Origin of the sequence: Faecalibacterium sp. IP-3-29 (assembly GCF_023347335.1) — a bacterium.
GTDB classification, from domain to species: domain Bacteria; phylum Bacillota; class Clostridia; order Oscillospirales; family Ruminococcaceae; genus Faecalibacterium; species Faecalibacterium duncaniae.
Map to the genome: position 1 here is coordinate 745,803 of NZ_CP094471.1, position 19,968 is coordinate 765,770.

Consider the following 19,968-nt stretch of genomic DNA (forward strand, 5'->3'; position numbering starts at 1 on the left):
GGCTGAGATGCAGAGAAAGTGAGAAAACAATGTTACAGCTACTTCTGGGCGGCTCCGGCAGCGGAAAAACAATGCTGTTGTACCAGCGTATCCGTGCCCGGGCCGAAAAAGGGGAAAAAAGCATCCTGCTGGTGCCGGAACAATTCACTTCCAGCACCGAGGGCCGCATCTACCGTGAGCTGGGGGATGCCCTGTCCGGCATGGTGGAGAGTTTTTCTTTTACCAGTCTGGCAGAAAAGATCCTTTCCACCGAGGGCGGCGCGGCGGTGCAGACCCTCTCTGATGCAGGCCGTGCCGTGCTGGTGCGCCGGGCGCTGGAGGAACTGCAGGACAATGTCCACTATTATCACCGCCACCGGCGCAGTGCGGCCTTTTGCCAGATGGCGGCTCAGACCATCGACGAGCTGAAGAGCGCGGGCCTTTCCGGCCAGCAGCTGGCACAGCTGGCCGGTGCCTGCGGAGCCGAGAGCGGTAAGCTCAGTGAGCTGGCTCTTATCTTTCAGGGCTACGAGACCCTGCTGGCCCGCAGCGGCATGGACCCCTCTGACCGGCTGGAGCTGGCCGGAGCCCGGCTGGAGGAAGCACTGGCCCGGCACAGCCTGCCGGAGTTTCTGCGGGACCGGGCGGTGTTCATTGATGAATTCGATACCTTCAACGCGCCCAAAAAGCGGCTGCTGGGGGCCATGCTGGCGGCGCTGCCCAGCGTAACGGTGGCCCTCTGCGATGACGGTGCCCCCCTGCTGCCCGGTGACCTGAGCCTGTTCTCCGGGGCCAAGCAGGTGGCGGCGCAGCTGCGCCAGCTGGCCCGGAAAAATGGGGCGGAGGTGGCCGTTCCGCAGCTTTTGCGCAAGGATCTGCGCCACCGGAACGCCCCGGGCCTTGCCGCAGTGGCAGAGCTGCTGGAAACCGGCAGCTGCACCGCGGATGCCCCGGCGGGCGAGGTGCGGCTTTTTGCCGCGCCCAGCCGGGAGGAGGAGGCCCGTGCCGCTGCCGGTGCCATCCGGCGGCTGATGCGGCAGGGTGTGCGGTGCGGAAAGATCGCTGTGGTCTGCCGCGATATCGCCAAGTATCGTGCCGCTGTCCGGTATGAATTCCGGATGGCGGAGATCCCCCTGTACTGCGATGAACCCAGCACCCCGGAATTCAGCGCCCCGGCCACGGCGGTGCGGGCCCTGCTGGAGATCGCCCGGGGAGCCGACCTGACCGAGAACCTGACCACCCTTGCCAAAACCGGCCTGTGTGCCCTGAGCGAGGAGCAGGTCTGTGCGCTGGAAAACTATGCCTACACCTGGGCCCCCACAGCGGCGGCCTGGCGGGAGAAGTTTGAGCGCAGCCCCAAGGGCTTTGGGGAACAGGAGCTGACCGAAGAGGACCTCCGCAACCGGGAGCGGGCAGAACATGCCCGTGCCCTGCTCGTGGGGGCAGTGGATGCATTCCGGGCCAAGGTGCGCGGGGTCAATGCCGAGGCCATCAGCCGGGCAGTGTATTTCTGCCTGAAAACGCTGGGGGCTGAGGAACAGCAGGCCGCTCAGGTAAAGGCCATCCGCGCGGGCCGGGGCATCCCGGCGGCGGAGGAAGCCGCCCGGGAGTGGAACGTGGTCATGGGGCTGCTGAACGAGATGGCCCATCTGCTGGGGGAGCAGACCGTGACCGTGGCCGAATACGAGGACCTGTTCGGGCTGCTGCTCCGCTCGTCCGACCTGGGGCACATCCCCCAGACTCTGGATGCGGTGGTGCTGGCCAGCGCAGGCAAGATGCGTCTGGACGCGCCGGACTATGTGTTTGTGCTGGGGCTGGCCGAGGGGGAATTCCCGGCCGCGCCCGGCGAGGTGGGTCTGCTGACCCACGCCGACCGCGATGCCCTGATGGCGCAGGAGATCGACCTGCCCGACTGCTTTGAGAACCGTGTGGTGCGTGAGCAGGTCTGCTTCTACAAGGCCCTGACTGCCCCTGCAAAGGGGCTGTGGTTCAGCTGGCCCAAGGGGCAGGGGCAGACCCTCTGCGCTGCGCTGGAACCCCTCGTGGAAGCACTGGCCCCCGCTGCCCCGGAGCTGGAACTGACGGACCTTGCGGCCACCCCTGCAGATGGGCTGGACTGTCTGGGCGGCGGCTGGCCCCTGACGGAGACCGAGCGTGCCAGCCTGACAGAAGCCCTGCACACCCCCGGCGAGACCGAGCCGCAGGGCCTTGCCCTGCTGCGCCGGATGGCCGACACTGCCCCCCGGCAGGTGCATGACCTGCCTGCGCTGGAAGCGCTGCTGGGGCGGAAGCTGCGCATTTCGCCCAGTCAGCTGGAAAAATATTATACCTGCCGCTACGGCTACTTTTTGCAGTATGTGCTGGGGCTCAGGCCCCGCCGCCGGGCCGAGCTTTCCGCCGACCAGAGCGGCACCCTGATGCACTGGGTGCTGCAGATGGCGCTGGACCCTCACCCCGGCCCGGACAACCCCATGGCGGCGCTGCAGCCCTTTATGGAGCTGGACGATGAGGCTATGGCGGGCCTTGCCGCGCTGCTGGTGGACGAGTACGCCAAGCGCTATCTGCCCGAGGATACCGCCCGCTTTGCCTATCTGCTCTCCCGCCTGAAAAAGAGCATGACGAGCCTGCTGCTCTACCTGCGGGATGAGCAGCGGCAGTCCAGCTTCAAGCCTGTGGCCTGTGAGCTGAAGATCGGCCGGGGCGAGGATGCCGTGCCCGCTCAGGTGTATCATCTGTCGGACGGGCGCACTGTCCAGCTGGTGGGCACCGTGGACCGTGCCGACGAGTGGGTGGAGGAGGACGGCACCCGCTGGGTGCGGGTGGTGGACTACAAGACCGGCACCAAAAAGCTGGACCTGAAGGAAGTCTACTGCGGTCTGGACTGCCAGATGCTGCTCTACCTGTTCAGCCTGACCCGGGATAAAAGCGGCCGCTTTACGGGGGCGGAACCGGCTGGCGTGCTCTACCTGCTGGCCGACCCGGCCCCTGAGACCACCACCCGCGAAAAGGCGGCCCACAGTGTGGAATACAAGCTGGACGGTCTGGTGCGGGACGAGCAGAAGCTGTTCGATGCCATGGATGCCGACGAGACCGGCAGATACCTGCCCTTCTCCTATTACAAAGGCGCGCCCAGCCCCTACCAGAAGGACAAGCGGGCAGACATCGCCAAGCTGAACCGCATCCAGCTGCATCTGGATGATCTTGTGACCCGGATGGGCCAGCAGCTCTATGAGGGGCAGATCGCCGCCGAGCCGCTGGTCACGGGCCGGAGCCCCTGCCAGTGGTGTGATTACGGCTTTGTCTGCTGCCACGAGACCGGCATCGGGGAGCGGGCGCTGGAGGCCCCCGCAAAGCCCTTTGAGGCTCCCGGGCAGCCCGAAGAGGGAGAGGAGGAACAGGAATGAGTGAACCCAAGTGGACCCCCGCCCAGCGGGCCGCCATCGAGGACCGGGGCGGCGCGCTGCTGGTGAGCGCGGCGGCGGGCAGCGGCAAAACGGCTGTTCTGACCGAGCGGGCTGTCCGGCTCATCACCGACCCGGAGCATCCTGTGGATGCGGACCGTCTGCTCATCGTCACCTTTACCAATGCGGCGGCGGCAGAGCTGCGGGCACGCATCGGGCAGGCGCTTCTGAAGCGCAGCCAGGCGGAACCCGGCAATGGCGCGCTGCGCCGCCAGCGGATGCTGCTGCAGCGCGCACCCATCTGCACCATCGATGCCTTCTGTCTGGACCTGCTGCGCAAGCACTTTCAGGCGCTGGATATCCCGCCGGATTTTTCCCCCGCAGACCCCGGCAGTGTGGAGCTCCTGCGGGCCTCTGCCCTGAGCGAGACGCTGGAAAATGCCTACCGCGACCCGGATTTCTGCGCCTTTGCCGACCTCTACGGCAAGGGCCGCACCGACCGCGCGGCGGGCGAGACGATCCTGCATGTCTACGATTTCCTGCGCGCCCTGCCCGATTACGACAAAAAGCTGGAGGAATTTCTGGCTCCGTGGCAGGAGGAAAACGGCTTTGCTGCCACCTGCTGGCATGATCTGCTGCTGGCCGAAGCCGCCCGCAGTGCCAGGGCAGCAGGGGAACTGTTCCGCGCCGCGCTGGCTGACTGCCCGGGCGACCGGGAGCAGGAGCTGGCCGATGCCGAGGAAAAGAAAACGCCCTCTGCCCGGGAAAAGGCAAAGAATGCCGTGCTGGAAAAATATACCGATGCCCAGGAACGGCTGGACAAGGCTGCCGCCCTGCTGGGCAGGGTGGAACAGCTGGCTGTGGCGGGGGAGTGGACTCCGCTTTACGATCTGCTGACCCCCTATGTGCTGGGCATGGAGGAGCTGCCCGGCCTGAAAGGAATGAAAAAGCGGCTGAACGGCGAACACAAAAAAGTCATCCGCACCCGCGCCGATGAGGGCGCTGCCCTGTTTGCGCAGATCCTTGAGCTGATCCCCTGCAGTGAGGAGGAGGCTGAGGCAGACCGCAGGGCCGCAGAGCCCCGCCTGCGGGCGCTGTTCGTGGCGGTGCGGGATTTCGATGCCCGGTTCTCGGCCAAAAAGAGGGACCGGAAGCTGCTGGAGTTCAGTGACTTTGAGCATCAGGCCCTCCGTCTGCTCCGTGACCCGGACGGCACCCCCACTGCGCTGTGCGGGGTCATCCGGCAGAACTACGCCGCCGTGATGGTGGATGAATATCAGGACACCAACGCCCTGCAGGATGCCTTGTACCGGTGCCTTGCATCCCCGGCAGGGGACGACCTCTTTCTGGTGGGAGATCTGAAGCAGAGCATCTACCGCTTCCGGCAGGCAGACCCCAGCATCTTCCGGGAAAAACTGGACAGCTGGCCCGCCCTGCCCGGCGGAACGGCGCGGCCCCGCCCGGCAGAAGGTGCCCCCGGCACCGATGCCATGCTGGCGCTGGATGCCAACTTCCGCTCGGCTCCGCAGGTGGTGGAAGGGATCAACTTCCTGTTCGAGCGGCTCATGTCCCCGGAACTCGGCGACACGGCCTACGGCGACGGCCAGCGGCTGATCTGCGGGGCACCCGGGGAATACACGGGCAGCGTGGAGGCGCATTTCCTGCCCGATGACACCGCCGAAACGGACGCGGGCTGGATCGCCCGGCGCATCGAGGAGATGGTGCAGAGCGGTGAGCCGGTGCGGGATGGCAGTGCCACCCGCCCGGTGCAGTACGAGGACTGCTGCATCCTGCTGGCGGCGCGCATTGATTTTCCGGCCTATGTGGAAGCACTGACCGCCCGGGGCATCCCGGTGTATGCGGATGCCCGCGAAAACCTGCTGGATGCTCCCCACATCCGGCCCCTCATCGCCCTGCTGAAGGTCATTGACAACCCGGCGCAGGATATCTATCTTGCCGCCGCCATGCTGGGCCCGCTGTTTGACTTTACCGACGACGACCTTGTCCGCCTGCGGGCCAGAGCCGAAGAGATCCAGAAGCAGCAGGGGGAAAACGCCCCCCAGCGCATCAGCCTCTACGGCGCGCTGCTGCTCACCGTGAACAGCGGGGAGGACACCCCTTTTACTGGAAAAGTCCGGGCGTTCTATGCCCGGCTGACCGAGCTGCGACGGATGGCCCGCAGTGCCCCGGCAGAACAGCTGCTGGAGGAGATCTTTGCTTCCACCGGCTACCTTGCCGCACTGGGCGTGATGGAAAACGGTGCCCGCCGCCGGGAGGATGCCCGACGGTTTGCCTCCTTCTGCGCCGGGGCAGGCTCCGGCGGCATCTCGGCGCTGGTGCGGGCCATTGACGCTGCGGCGCTGGCAGGCTCCACGGGGCAGGATACCGTGCCCGGCGGCTCCCGTCCCGGCTGTGTGACTGTGATGACCATCCACCGCTCCAAGGGCCTGCAGTTTCCGGTGGTGTTTGTGGCCGACACGGCCCGGCGCTTCAATGCAGCCGATACCCGTCAGCCGGTGCTCCTGCATCGGATGTATGGGGCGGGCCTGCGCCTGCGCCCCGAGGAGGGCGAGGGCGCTTACAAGACGGCGGCTTACACGGCGCTCTCCAATGTCCACGCCACCGAGATGCGCAGTGAGCAGATGCGCCTGCTCTATGTGGCGCTGACCCGCGCGCAGGATAAGCTCATCCTGACCGTGCCGCTGGGCATCGGGAAGACCTCCAACCCCTTTACCAGAGCGGCGGCCTTCCTTGAAGCCGGGGCGGGGCAGACGCTCTGCCGGCAGGCGAACAGCTTTGCCGACTGGCTCCGCGCGGCCCTGCTCGTCCACCCCAACGGCGGCCCTCTGCGCCGGCTGGCCGAGGATCTGGAACTGCCCTTTGCAGATACCGGAAGCACCATTGCCCTGACGGTGCAGCAGGCGCTGCCCGAGGGCGTGGAGCCGACCGACCCGGAACCTGAGGAAAGGCCGCTGACCCAGGCAGACCCGGCTCTGACCGAGGCACTGCGGCAGGGCTTTGCCTGGCAGTACCCGGCGGCAGAGCTGGCCGGAGTGCCCGCCAAGGTCAGTGTGACCGGCATCGTCCACAAGGCAGAGCAGACCACGCTGGAGCGACCGGGCTTTCTGGCAAAGGACGGCCTGACCGCCGCCGAGATGGGCACGGCCCTTCACGCCTTCCTGGAGCACGCCGATTTTGCGGCTCTTGCAGCGGCAAAACAGGCAGGCACGCTGGAAATGGCGATCCCCGCCGAGCGTGACCGGCAGGTGGAAGCAAAGCTCACCGCGTCCGAAATTGCGGAGAAGCTGGATGCAGGGCGCATCCGCCGCTTTGTGGAGAGCGAAGCCTTTGCGCGCATCTGCGCTGCGGACGAGGTGCTGCGGGAGCTGGACTTCATCACGGCCCTGCCTGCCGCCGAGGTGCTGGCCGCCCAGGGCACTGCCCCCGCCGACAGCGCTGCCGTGGCACAGGCAAAGGTGCTGGTGCAGGGCATCGCTGACCTGGTGCTGGTGTTCCCGGACCACCTGGAGCTGCTGGATTACAAAACGGACCGCCGAAAATCCGAAGCGGACTTCCTTGCCGCCTATCGCGCCCAGCTTGACCTCTATGCCCTTGCCATCAGCAAGCGCTTTGCCCCGAAGCCGGTGACCTATAAGGGCATCTACTCGCTGGAACTGGGGAAGCTGATCGAGGTCAAGTAATGCTCTGTACGAATATTTTATTGCAAAATCGCGTAAAAGTGCTTGACAGGGCTTTGTGGGTGTGGTAAACTGTTCCGGTAAAGAAAGCAGCTACGGCCTGTGCCGCGCTCGCCTTGTGGGGTCGGAATCCCCGGGCTATACCCAAACACGGTTCGATTCTTTGAACGAACTGCGCTTTTGTGTGAAATTTCGCGCGGCTGTCCTGCAAATGGGCGGCCGCGTTTTCTATGCCAAATATTGCAACACTATGGATTATTGTTTGGAGGTGCATTCATTATCGCTACCGCTGGAAAGTCGAAGGAACTGGAGATCAACGGTCAGATCCGTGATCGTGAAGTTCGCCTGATCGGTGCCGATGGCGAGCAGAAGGGCGTTGTGTCCATTCAGGTGGCCATGCGCGCTGCAGAAGAAGCCGGGCTCGATCTGGTCAAGATCGCACCGCAGGCTACCCCGCCTGTGTGCAAGGTGCTGGATTACGGCAAATACCGTTTTGAACAGCAGAAGAAGGAGAAGGAAGCCAAGAAGAACCAGAAAGTGGTCGAGGTCAAGGAGACCCGCCTTTCGCTCAATATTGACACCAACGACTTCAACACCAAGTTGAACCAGACCGCCAAGTTCCTGGCCGCTGGTCACAAGGTGAAGGCTTCGATCCGCTTCCGCGGCCGTGAGATGGCGCACAGTGCTCTGGGTGCTGACGTGCTGAAACGCTTTGCCGAGGCTCTGCCCCAGGCAAGCATGGATAAGCCGCCGGTGCTTGAGGGCCGCACGATGTCCATTCTGCTGATCCCGAAACCCAATAAGGACTAATTTTAGGAGGAAACTAAAATGGCTAAGATGAAACTGAAGACGCATTCCGGCGCTAAGAAGCGCTTTAAGCTGACCAAGAACGGCAAGATCAAGCGCGGTCACGCATTCCGCAGCCACATCCTGACCAAGAAGACCACCAAGCTGACCCGTGGCTACCGTCAGCCCAACTACGTTGACAAGACCAACGCCGCTACCATCAAGAGCATGCTGCCCTACGCCTAAGTGCGAGCCGCAGGCAAAGACATTCTAAGAGATAACTAAAGGAGATATAAAAAATGGCACGTATCAAGGGCGCAACCATGACTCACAAACGTCGTAAGAAGATGCTGAAGCTGGCTAAGGGCTTCTATGGCTGCAAGAGCAAGCACTTTAAGATGGCCAAGCAGCAGGTCATGAAGAGCGGCAACTACGCTCTGGCTGGCCGCCGCATGAAGAAGCGCCAGTTCCGCAACCTGTGGATCTGCCGCATCAACAACGCAGTTCGTCCTCTGGGCATGAACTACTCCACCTTCATGGCTGGCCTGAAGAAGGCAGGCATCGAGCTGAACCGCAAGATGCTGAGCGAGATGGCCATCAACGATCCTCAGAGCTTTGCTGCTCTGGTCGAGACCGTGAAAAACGCCTGATAAAGACCTGAAAGACGCCCGCGCGTAGTAAATACGCGGGCGTCCTTTTTGTATATTTTAGTATCTTCTGGAGGACCGCATGGAAAAGATCACCAGCCGGGAAAACGCAAAGATCAAATATGCCTGCCGCCTTGCTTCCAGCGGGGCGTTCCGGCGCAGTGAGGGGAAATTTCTGGCCGAGGGCCGCAAGCTCTGCCCGGAGCTCTGCCGCGGCGCGGCGCTGGAGACCCTGTTCTGCACCGAGGCAGCGCTGGAAAAGTGCCCGGAGCTGGCCGGGCTGCCCGGGGAGCACTATCTGGTGGAGGACCATGTGGCCGATAAGCTGGCCGATGTGGGCACCCATCAGGGCGTGTTCGGCGTGTTCCGCACCCCGGTGCACACGCTGGACGAGGCAAAGACCGGCGGGCGGTATCTGGCGCTTGAGCGGGTGCAGGACCCCGGCAACGTGGGCACGCTGCTGCGCTCTGCCGCCGCGTTTGGCTTTGACGGCGTGCTGCTGAGCGATGGCTGTGCCAGCGTGTTTGCCCCCAAGACCCTGCGGGCCTCCATGGGGGCCGCCGTGCGGGTGCCGGTGATGGAGGTGGGGGCAATGCCTGCCGCCATTGCCGCCCTGCGGGCAAAGAACATCACCTGCCTTGCGGCGGCACTCTACCAGAGCCAGCCCCTGAGTGCGGCCCGGCCCGGCTACCCGGGCGGTGTCTGCGTAGTCATCGGCAGCGAGGGCCAGGGCCTGACGGAAGAGACCATTGCCGCCTGCAGCGGCACTGTGCGCATCCCCATGACCGACCGGGTGGAAAGCCTGAACGCTGGCATTGCGGGCAGCATCCTGCTGTGGCATTTCCGGGAGGAGAGCCTGTGACCGGGCCCGGTTTCGGCCAGACCAGTCTTTTCCCGCCCGAACCGGCCCCCGACCCGCTGCTCTGCTGGCTCTGGCTGGCAAACACGCTGGGGGCGGGCAGCAGCCATGCGGGCCGGGTGCTGGATGTGTTTGGCGGGGCGCAGGAGGCCTGGGAGAACCGGGATTCCGATGCGTTCCGCAAGGCGGTGGGCAGCCCGGCCTTTGCCCGGGCCAACCTGCCCGACAACACCCCAGCGCATTACCGGGCATTTGCACGGCGGTGCGCGGCGCGGAATATCCGCATCCTGACTTATGACGACCCGGATTACCCGCTGGCGTTTTCCCGCATTCCCGATATGCCGCTGGTGCTCTACTGCACCGGCGACCCCCTCTGGCTCAATGAGCCGGGGGCTGTGGGGATGGTGGGCAGCCGCAGGCCCACCGAGTACGGCCTGCAGGCGGCGGCAGATCTGGGCAGCGGGCTGGCCAAAAACGGGGCCATCATCGTCAGCGGTCTGGCCGATGGGCTGGACAGTGCCGGACACCGGGCCGCAGTGAAGGAAAACTGCCCCACCATCGGGGTGCTGGGCGTGCCCATTGACCGCACCTACCCGGCCTCCAACCGGGAGCTGCGGAAAAAGATCGAGCAAAAAGGCTGCGTGATCAGCGAGTACCCGCCCGAGAGCGGCCCCGTTGGCCCCAATGGCTTTTTGCAGCGCAACCGGCTCATTGCGGCGCTGTCCTCGGCGCTGGTGGTGGTGGAAGCGCAGGAAAAGAGCGGCACCATGTCCACAGTCAACCATGCCGAGCGGTATGGTAAGCCGGTGTTCGTGGTGCCGGGCAGCATCTACTCGCCCAACTCAGCAGGCACCAACGCCCTGCTGCGGGAGGGCCGGGCCAAAGCCGTCTGCAAACCCGGCGACCTGTTCGGGGTGCTGGGCCTGCGGGGTGCGGCGGCTCCGGCGGCGGTGCGCTCTGCGCCTGACCCCATGAGCGAGACTGAGCGCAGGGTGCTGGCCTGTATCGGCCCCAAGGCAAAGGGCGTGGAGGAGCTGGGCGCGGCAAGCGGCCTGCCCACCGGCCTGCTGCTGGGCACCCTGATGAAGCTGGAGCTGGCGGGCCGTGTGACCTGCCTGCCCGGCAAGCGGTATATTCTGCGCTGAACTGCGCAATTTAAGTTGAATGAAACCTCTCAGTCTCGCTGACGCTCGCCAGCTCCCCTAATAAGGGAGCCTTTGGCATTTCGTTGGGGTTTACTACCACCGTCAGGCTGGGAGTTTATAATATAGGAGAAGAGAACCATGGCAAAACTGGTAATCGTGGAGTCGCCGGCAAAGGCGAAGACCATTGGCAAATATCTGGGCAAGGATTACGAGGTCACGGCCAGTATGGGCCACATCCGGGACCTGCCTAAGTCCCAGCTGGGCATCGACGTGGAACATGACTACGCCCCCCAGTACATCAATATCAAGGATAAATCCAAGCTCATCAAGGAGCTCAAGGCAAAAGCCAAGCAGGCCGACGGCGTTCTGCTGGCAACCGACCCGGACCGTGAGGGCGAAGCCATCAGCTGGCATCTGGCTAATATCCTGGGGCTGGACCCCCACGAGCCCAACCGCGTGACCTTTGACGAGATCACCAAAAAGGGCGTGCAGAAGGGCATGGCCAATCCCCGTGCCATTGATGAGGATCTGTTCAACGCCCAGCAGGCCCGCCGCATCCTCGACCGTCTGGTGGGCTATAAGCTCAGCCCCTTCCTGTGGCGGAAGGTGCGCCGGGGTCTGTCGGCGGGCCGTGTCCAGAGCGTGGCGGTGCGGCTGATCGATGACCGCGAGAAGGAAATCGAGAACTTCAAGCCAGAGGAATACTGGAACGTGGATGCCACGCTGGGCACCGGCCACAAGAGCTTTACCGCCCGCCTGGCCTCCGACAGCACCGGCAAAAAGCTGCTGCCCAAAAACGAGGCAGAGGCCCGGGCCATCGAAAAGGGTCTGGAGGGTGCCGAGTACACCGTGGGCGAACTGAAAAAAGGCAAGCGGGCCAAGCAGCCCACCCCGGCCTTTATCACCAGTACTCTACAGCAGGAGGCCTCCCGCCGTCTGGGCTTTACGGCTACCCGTACCATGCGTGCCGCCCAGACCCTGTACGAAGGCGTGGACATCGCGGGCCACGGCACCATGGGTCTGATCACCTATATGCGTACCGACAGCCTGCGCATTTCCGATGAGGCGGTCACCGCTGCAAAGGAGTATATTGCGGACGCTTACGGCGAACAGTATATCTGCCCCTACAAGCGCACCTGGAAGACCAAAAGCGCGACCGCCGCGCAGGATGCCCACGAAGCCATCCGTCCCTCGGTGCCGGGCCTGACCCCTGACGAGGTGGACAAGAGCATCAGCGGCGATACCGCCAAGCTCTACCGGATGATCTGGAGCCGCTTTATGGCCAGCCAGATGGCAGACTGCCAGCAGGATACCGTGAGCGTGACCGTGTACGCGGGGGACTACCGCTTCAAGGCCAGCGGCTACACCGTGACCTTTGATGGCTTTACCGTGTTGTACGAGGAAGCCACCGATGAAAAGGAAAAGAAGGAGACCAGCCTGCCCCCGCTGGAACAGGGCCAGCTGCTCAAGCTCAAGGAGCTGAAGAGTGAGCAGAAATTCACCCAGCCCCCCGCCCGCTACACCGAAGCGACCCTGATCAAGGCGCTGGAGGAAAATGGCATTGGCCGTCCCTCGACCTACGCGCCCATCATCACCACCATCATCGATCGCGGCTATGTGGAGCGGGAGCAGAAAAAGCTCAAGCCCACCCTGCTGGGCCGCGCCGTGGACGGCCTGATGCTGGAGCAGTTCCCCCATATCGTGGATGTAGACTTCTCGGCTGAGATGGAGAAGAACCTGGATAAGATCGAGAGCGGCAAGGCCGATTGGCACAAGACCGTGGATGATTTCTATCAGGGCTTTGCCGCCAGCCTGGAACAGGCCGAAAAGAACATGGAGGGCAAGAAGGTCAAGGTGCCGGACGAGCCTTCCAGCGAGGTTTGCGACCTCTGCGGCCGCCCCATGGTCATCAAGGTGGGCAAGTACGGCAAGTTCCTGGCCTGCTCCGGCTTCCCCGAGTGCCGGGGCACCAAGCGTCTGGTCAAGGACACCGGCGGTGTCTGCCCCAAGTGCGGCAAGGGCCGGATGCTGGAGCGCAAGAGCGCCAAGGGCCGCATCTACTACGGCTGCGAGCGCTACCCCGACTGCGACTTTATGACCTGGGATACCCCGGTGCCCACCAAGTGCGAAAAGTGCGGCTCCACCCTGTTCCGCAAGGGCTCCAAGCTCTACTGCGCAAAAGAAGGCTGCGGCTTTGAGATGCCGGTGCCGAAGAAGGATTGATCAAACCTCTCAGTCAATGCTTCGCATTGCCAGCTCCCCCAGCAGGGGAGCCCTTGGCAGGGCGGAAAGTTTTTCCTGACTGCTGGAAGTGCGAGATAAGATAAAGGGATACAACATGAGCAACTATAAAGTTACTGTACTGGGTGCCGGTCTGGCAGGCTGCGAGGCAGCACTGTGGCTGGCGGGCAAGGGTGTTCAGGTAACGCTCTACGAGCAGAAGCCCACCCACTTTTCCCCGGCTCACAAGAGCGCGGGCTTTGCGGAGCTGATCTGCTCCAACAGCCTGAAGGCCGAGCGTCTGGATTCTGCTTCCGGCCTGCTGAAAGAGGAGATGCGCCGGATGGGCAGCCAGCTGCTGGAAGCCGCCGAAGAGGCCCGTGTGGCCGCGGGCGGCGCATTGGCCGTGGACCGGGACGCATTCAGCGCCGCCGTGACCCGGCGGGTGGAGGAGTGCCCCAACATCACCGTGGTGCGGGAGCAGGTGGAGCACGTCGATGAGAGTGCACCCATTCTGGTGGCCACCGGCCCCCTGACCGATGGTGCGCTGGCCGACGAGATCGGCCGCCTGACCGGCGATGAGCGGCTCCATTTCTATGATGCCGTGGCTCCCATCGTCACGGCCGAGAGTCTGGATTACAACAAGGTGTTCGCCGCTTCCCGGTACGACCGGGGCGAGGCCGATTACCTGAACTGCCCCTTCAATAAGGCAGAGTATGAGGCTTTCCATGCCGCGCTGGCTTCGGCAGAGCGTGCCCCGCTCCATGCCTTCGATGCCGGTGCGGAACAGGGTGCGCAGCCCGACCCCGATGCCCACGGCAAAAAAGCAGATACCGTCACGGTCTACGAGGGCTGTATGCCCATTGAGATCATGGCCGCCCGGGGTGCTGATACCATGCGCTTCGGCCCCCTGCGCCCGGTGGGTCTGGTGGACCCCAACACCGGCCACCGCCCCTGGGCCAATGTCCAGCTCCGCGCCGAGAATAAGGAACGCACCCTCTATAATATCGTGGGCTTCCAGACCAACCTCAAGTGGGGCGAGCAGAAGCGGGTGTTCAGCATGATCCCAGGCCTGGAAAATGCCGAGTTCGTGCGGTACGGTGTCATGCACCGCAACACCTTCCTGGATGCGCCCCGTGTGCTGGACGCGGGCCTGTTCCTGAAGGAGCACCCCAACGTGTTCTTTGCGGGCCAGATCACCGGCTTTGAGGGCTATATGGAGAGCGCCGCCTGCGGCCTGCTGGCAGCCCGGAGCATCTACGCCCGGCTGGAGGGCAGGCAGCTGCCCCCGCCGCCGGTGGATACCATGTGCGGCGCGCTGATCCAGTATCTGACCACTGAGAACAAACATTTCCAGCCCATGGGCGCGAATATGGGCATCCTGCCCCCGCTGCCGGCCGAGAGCCGTCCCCGTGACAAGCGCCTGCGTTACATGGCCGTGGCCGAGCGTGCCGTGGCCAGCTTCCAACAGTGGCTGGATGCAACTGAATTCTAAACGGGAAACGGGCTTGCCCTCTCCGTCATTGCTTCGCAATGCCACCTCTCCCGAAAGGGAGAGGCAACGCATATCCCAGATTCAGCAGGTGCTGACCATGGGCCGCAATCGGCTCTCCCTTTGGGAGAGCTGGCGCGAAGCGCCTGAGAGGGTGAGGACGCTGACCAAGAAAGGACGACGTTTATGAAAATTATCGTTGATATGATGGGCGGCGACAACGCCCCGCTGGCTGTGCTGGAAGGCACCGCACAGGCTGTGAAGGAGTACGGTGTGCAGGTCATCGGCGTGGGCAGCGAGGAGCTGGTGCGCAAGACGGCCGCCGAGCACAATATCCCGCTGGACGGCATCGAGCTGGTCAACTGCACCGAGACCATTGAGATGTGTGATGAGCCTGCAAGGGCCATCCGCAGCAAGAAGGATTCCTCCATCGTGGTGGGCCTGAACCTGCTGAAGGAGGGAAAGGGCGATGCCTTTGTCTCTGCCGGAAGCACTGGCGCGCTCCATGTGGGCGCAAGCCTCATTGTGCGCACCCTCAAGGGCGTAAAGCGCCCGGCCCTGGCCACCATGGTGCCGGCCAAAAACAAGGCCTATCTGCTGCTGGACTGCGGCGCGAACGTGGAGTGCCGCCCCGAGATGCTGGCAGCCTTTGCCGTGATGGGCAGCTGCTATGTCAACAAGGTGGAGGGCCGCACCGCACCCACCGTGGCGCTGGCAAACAACGGTGCCGAGGAGAGCAAGGGCACCCCGATGCTCCGGGAAGCCCACCAGCTGCTCAAGGCAACACCGGGCATCCGGTTCGTGGGCAACATCGAGCCCCGTGACGTGCCCAACGGTGATGTGGATGTGGTGGTCTGCGACGGCTTTACCGGCAATGTCATCCTCAAGCTGACCGAGGGCGTGGCCAAGATGCTGCTGGGGATGCTCAAGGAGATGTTCCTGGCAAACCTCGGCGGCAAGATCGCCTACCTGCTGCTCAAGAGCGGCGTGGGAAGCCTCAAGCACCAGATGGACAGCGAGGAGTACGGCGGCGCACCCTTCCTGGGCGCAAAGCAGCCGGTCATCAAGGCCCACGGCTCCTCCAAGGCCAAGGGCATCAAGAACGCCATCCGGCAGGCCAAGATCTGCGTGGAGAACGACCTGTGCGGCACCATGCAGAGCGCGCTGGATGAGCTGAACAAGGAGTAAGGAAAGCGGCCTTGCCCTCTCCGTCATCGCTGACGCGATGCCACCTCTCCCAAAGGGAGAGGCAATGGCGGGTGACGGTCAGCTGGTGCTTTCCAGGGTGCTGTGCAGGCTCCCCCTTTGGGGGAGCTGGACGCGAAGCGGCCTGAGAGGGCGAGGATACCAAAAAGATTCAAGGGAGCAAAGAGATATGAGCCATCAGTTGGAAACAATTATTGGTTACAAGTTCAAGAATCCGAAGCTGCTGGAGACGGCGCTCACCCACACCAGCTACGCCAACGAGAGCCGCACGCCGGTGCAGCACAACGAGCGGCTGGAATTTCTGGGCGACAGCGTGCTGCAGATCGTCTCGGCAGATTATCTGTTTCACGCCTACGCCGACCGGCCCGAGGGCGACCTGACCCGCATCCGTTCCAGCCTGGTCAGCGAGGGCGCATTGTTCCAGTTTGCGCAGGAGATCAATCTGGGCGAGTATCTGCGCCTGGGCCGGGGCGAGGAGCGCTGCGGCGGCCGCACCCGCCCCAGCGTGGTGTCCGATGCCTTTGAGGCCGTCATCGCTGCCCTGTATCTGGACGGCGGCATGGAGGTGGCAAAGAGCTTCATCCTGCCCTTCATCACCGAGGGCAAGCACGCTGAGGCCGATTACAAGACCCGCCTGCAGGAGATCGTCCAGCAGAACCCCGAGGAGCGGCTGAGCTATGTGGTGGAGCAGGAATCCGGCCCCGACCACGACAAGCATTTCGTGGTGGCTGTCCGCTTCAACTCTGATAAGGTCGCCCGGGGTGAGGGCCGCAGCAAGAAGATGGCCGAACAGCACGCCGCCCGCGAAGCCCTCAAGCTCCTGGGCGTGATAAAGGAAAAGTAAATGGTATTCAAGGAACTGGAGATCCAGGGCTTCAAGAGCTTTCCCGATAAGGTCAAGATCACCTTTGATGAAGGCGTGACCGGCGTGGTGGGCCCCAACGGTTCGGGCAAGTCGAACCTGTCCGATGCCGTGCGCTGGGTGCTGGGCGAGACCAGCGCCCGCCAGCTGCGCGCCGCCGGAAAGATGGAGGATGTCATCTTTGGCGGCACCCGGCGGCGGGGGGCCATGGGCTTTGCTCAGGTGCGCCTGACGCTGGACAACAGCAGCCACGCGCTGGATGTGGAAGCGGACGAGGTGACCATCGGCCGCAGGTATTACCGCTCCGGCGAGAGCGAGTACAGCATCAACGGGCAGATCTGCCGCCTGAAGGATGTGTATGAACTGCTGCTGGATACCGGCATCGGCCGCGATGGCTACTCGGTCATCGGGCAGGGCCGCATTGCCGAGATCGTGGCGGCCAAGAGCAGCGAGCGCAGGGAGATCTTTGAGGAAGCCTGCGGCATTGCCAAATACCGCTACCGCAAAAACGAGGCCGAGCGCCGCCTTGCCGCCGCCGCCGAGAATCTGGAACGCCTGCGGGATATCCTGGGCGAGCTGGAGGCCCGGGTGGGCCCGCTGGAAAAAGAGAGCGAAAAGGCCCGGAAGTTTCTGGAACTGAGCGCCCGGCGCAAAACGCTGGAGGTGACCCTGTGGACGGACGGCGTGCACCGGGCCAAGGAAGCCGTGCGCCGTCAGGTGCGGGATTACGAGACAGCCCAGGCCGATTATGAGCGGTTCGACCGCCAGACCAAAGCCGCCGAGAGCGAGGCTGAGGAGATCCGGATGCAGGCACAACAGCTGACCATTGCGGTCGAGCGCCTGAATGGGGATATCCGCAGCATCACAGAGCAGATCAGCGGCAGCGAGAGCCGGATCGCCGTGCTGGAAAACGACATTACCCGCAACGAGGAAAGCGCCGCAGACCTGCGGGAAGAGATCGCCGTCGGGCAGCAGGACCGCACCGAGGCCGCCGCCGCGCTGGAACGCCACCGCGCTGTGGCAAAGAGCATGGAGCTGGCGGGCCGGAAACTGGCCGCAGAGCTGGATGCCCTGAACGATGAGCTGGTGCGCCTGACCCGGGAAAACGACCAGAGCGGTGCCCGCCGGGATACCCTGCGGGGCGAGGTGGCGGCCCTGACGGCTCGGCACACCGAAGCGCAGGTGGCTCAGGCCGCCGCCGAGGCTGCTGCTGAGACGGCCCTGAGCCGTCTGCCTGCGTTGGAAGAAGCTGCCGAGGTGCTGGCGGTCCAGCGGGACGACGCAAAGCAGGATCTGGAGGATACCGTGCGGTACCTCACCACGCTGACCGAGAATGAGCAGCAGCTCAAAAATATCCGGGCCGGTCTGGAACTCAAGCTGAAGAGCCGCCGCGCCGCGCTGGAGGAAGCCGACCGTGCCGAACAGCAGCTGAACCAGGAGCTGGATGCCGCCCGTCAGCGGCTTTCCGTGCTGCGGGAGCTGGAAAAGAATATGGAAGGCTACCAGAACTCCGTCAAGACCGTGATGCGGGCGGCATCCGCCCGGCGGCTGCGGGGCATCATCGGGCCGGTGTCCTCCATCCTGCGGGTGGAGCCGGGCCGGGAGGTCGCCATTGAGACCGCGCTTGGCGGTGCCCTGCAGAACATCGTGGTGGAGAACGAAGCCGCTGCCAAGGCAGGCATCGCCCTGCTGCGGAGCGAGAACGCGGGCCGCGCCACCTTCCTGCCGCTGGACACAGTCCAGCCCGGCGTGTTCCGGGGAAAACTGTCCGGCTCGGCAAGGCTGGCAAGCAGCCTGGTCCAGGCCGATGCACGGTACAGTGACATCGTGTCCAATCTGCTGGGCCGCATCATCGTGGTGGATGATATCAACGAGGCCTCCCGCGTGGCCCGGGACAACGGCTTCCGCAGCAAGGTCGTCACGCTGGATGGTCAGGTGGTCAATGCGGGCGGCAGCTTTACCGGCGGCAGTGTCCAGCGCAGCGCGGGTTTGTTCACTCGCAAGCAGGAGCTGGAGGAGCTGCGGGTCAAGGCTGCGAAATTGCAGAAGGAGTGCCTTGCCGCTCAGGAAAAGACCGACCAGTGCAAACAGCAGGCAGATGCCCTGAACGCAGAGCTGACCGCCGCCAGCAGTGAGCAGATTACTGCCGCCAACGACCGTGTGCGGGCCGAAGCAGAGCGCAAGCGGCTGGAAGCCGCTATGGAGCAGGCCGAGACGGCCCTTGCCGCGCGGCAGAAGGAAATCGACACCCTGAACGCCCAGCTGGCTGACAGCCGGGAAAAGGCCGCGCAGGCCGAAGCACAGGAAGCTGCGCTGGCCGGGGAGATCGAAGCAAAATCGGGTGAGCTGAACCGCATTGCCGAGGGAGACGATGCGTTTCTGACCCGGCAGCGGGCGCTGGCCGAGCAGGTGAGCGCCAAGCGGCTGGAACAGGTGAGCCGCCAGAAGGATGCCGAGCTGGCGCAGGCACAGATCGAAGCGCTGGAACAGCGCACCCGGGATGCCGAGAGCCGCCGGGCCTCTCTGGAAGAGAGCCTTGCCGCCCTTGCCGCCCGCAGTGATGCCTGCCGGGCCGAGATCGAGGCCATCCGCAAGGCCAAGACCGACAGCCGGGCGGAGATCGAAGCGAAGGAAGCCGAGATCCGGAAGGCCACCGAACAGCGGCTTTCCCGTCAGCAGGCCGAGACCGAGGCACTGGCCCGGGCCCGCACTGCTGCCGACAGCCGCGAGGAGATGGGCCGGGAGATGGCCCGTCTGGCCGAGCGGAAAGCAGCCGCTGAGAGCGAATACGATGCCACCGCCGCCAAGCTCTGGGATGAATACCAGCTGACGGTGAGCCAGGCCGAGGAACTCTGCGTGGAGTTCGACAGCCTGCCCGCCCTGCGGGCGCAGGTGGCCGATCTGCGCAATCAGATCCGGGCGCTGGGCAATGTGAACGTCAGCGCCATTGAGGAATATCAGGAGGTCAGGGAGCGGTACGATGCCCTGAGCGCTCAGGTGGCCGACGTGGAGGGCAGCAGGAACGAGCTGACGCGGATGATCGCCAGCCTGTCCGGCCAGATGAAGGAGATCTTCACCGACAGCTTCCGGGCCATCAACGAAAATTTTGGCCGCATCTTTGCCGAGCTGTTTGGCGGCGGTGAAGCCAGCCTTGTGCTGGAGGATGAAAGCGATGTGCTTTCCTGCGGCATCGGCATTCAGGTGGCACCGCCGGGCAAAGTCATCAAGAACCTGGAAGCCCTTTCCGGCGGCGAGCAGGCGCTGGTGGCCATCAGCATCTATTTTGCGATCCTGGCCGTCAACCCGGCACCGTTCTGTATCCTGGACGAGATCGAAGCCGCCCTGGATGATGCCAATGTCAGCCGCTTTGCACAGTATCTGCGCCGGGTGAGCGACAAGACCCAGTTCATCGTCATCACCCACCGCCGCGGCACCATGGAGGCCGCCAATGTCCTGTACGGTGTGACCATGCAGGAGGACGGCGTGTCGAAATTGCTCAAGCTGGATCTGGAACAGGTTGACGCGACGCTGGTTTCGTAGGTATAATAGATTAAACCTCTCAGTCTCGCTTCGCTCGCCAGCTCCCCTAGTAGGGGAGCCCTTGGCATACCGGGCAGCACTGAGCGCAAATCGTGAAATGGCGGGTTTTGCCATTACGGATAGAAACAGCAAA

The 19,968-nt window shown here is 63.9% G+C and carries 12 protein-coding genes; all 12 read left to right on the top strand.

Annotated features, from left to right (window positions below):
* The first annotated feature begins 29 nt into the window (after positions 1–29).
* Positions 30–3,383, top strand: a complete 3,354-nt coding sequence (locus MTP40_RS03460; RefSeq protein ID WP_249259834.1) for a PD-(D/E)XK nuclease family protein — start codon at positions 30–32, stop codon at positions 3,381–3,383.
* Positions 3,380–7,081: a UvrD-helicase domain-containing protein gene (locus MTP40_RS03465; protein ID WP_249259835.1), complete on the top strand. Its 3,702-nt coding sequence runs from the start codon at positions 3,380–3,382 to the stop codon at positions 7,079–7,081. The genes MTP40_RS03460 and MTP40_RS03465 overlap by 4 nt, the downstream gene beginning before the upstream one ends.
* 255 nt (positions 7,082–7,336) lie before the next feature.
* Positions 7,337–7,888, top strand: a complete 552-nt coding sequence (gene infC / locus MTP40_RS03470; protein ID WP_005935558.1) for a translation initiation factor IF-3 — start codon at positions 7,337–7,339, stop codon at positions 7,886–7,888.
* Positions 7,889–7,906: 18 nt separating this feature from the next.
* Entirely contained in the window at positions 7,907–8,110 is a 204-nt protein-coding gene (gene rpmI, locus MTP40_RS03475) for a 50S ribosomal protein L35 (protein ID WP_005935556.1), read from the top strand.
* A 53-nt stretch (positions 8,111–8,163) separates the two neighbouring features.
* Entirely contained in the window at positions 8,164–8,514 is a 351-nt protein-coding gene (gene rplT / locus MTP40_RS03480; RefSeq protein WP_005935552.1) for a 50S ribosomal protein L20, read from the top strand.
* A gap of 79 nt (positions 8,515–8,593) precedes the next feature.
* Positions 8,594–9,373 (top strand): TrmH family RNA methyltransferase, encoded by a 780-nt coding sequence (locus MTP40_RS03485; RefSeq protein ID WP_117533520.1) that lies wholly within the window; start codon positions 8,594–8,596, stop codon positions 9,371–9,373.
* Positions 9,370–10,515 (top strand): DNA-processing protein DprA, encoded by a 1,146-nt coding sequence (dprA, locus tag MTP40_RS03490; protein ID WP_173016445.1) that lies wholly within the window; start codon positions 9,370–9,372, stop codon positions 10,513–10,515. Before MTP40_RS03485 ends, dprA begins: the two co-directional genes overlap by 4 nt.
* Before the next feature lie 138 nt (positions 10,516–10,653).
* On the top strand, positions 10,654–12,738 hold the full coding sequence (gene topA, locus MTP40_RS03495) for a type I DNA topoisomerase (protein ID WP_005935543.1): 2,085 nt from the start codon (positions 10,654–10,656) through the stop codon (positions 12,736–12,738).
* Positions 12,739–12,853: 115 nt separating this feature from the next.
* The gene (trmFO, locus tag MTP40_RS03500; protein ID WP_249259836.1) at positions 12,854–14,230 is read left to right on the top strand and encodes a methylenetetrahydrofolate--tRNA-(uracil(54)-C(5))-methyltransferase (FADH(2)-oxidizing) TrmFO; all 1,377 of its coding nucleotides are present in this window, start codon (positions 12,854–12,856) and stop codon (positions 14,228–14,230) included.
* 183 nt (positions 14,231–14,413) lie between these two features.
* Positions 14,414–15,415, top strand: a complete 1,002-nt coding sequence (gene plsX / locus MTP40_RS03505; RefSeq protein ID WP_117476292.1) for a phosphate acyltransferase PlsX — start codon at positions 14,414–14,416, stop codon at positions 15,413–15,415.
* 187 nt (positions 15,416–15,602) lie between these two features.
* Complete coding sequence (gene rnc / locus MTP40_RS03510; RefSeq protein WP_005935533.1) at positions 15,603–16,277, top strand: ribonuclease III; 675 nt, start codon at positions 15,603–15,605, stop codon at positions 16,275–16,277.
* Complete coding sequence (gene smc, locus MTP40_RS03515; protein WP_249259837.1) at positions 16,278–19,835, top strand: chromosome segregation protein SMC; 3,558 nt, start codon at positions 16,278–16,280, stop codon at positions 19,833–19,835.
* Positions 19,836–19,968: the final 133 nt, after the last annotated feature.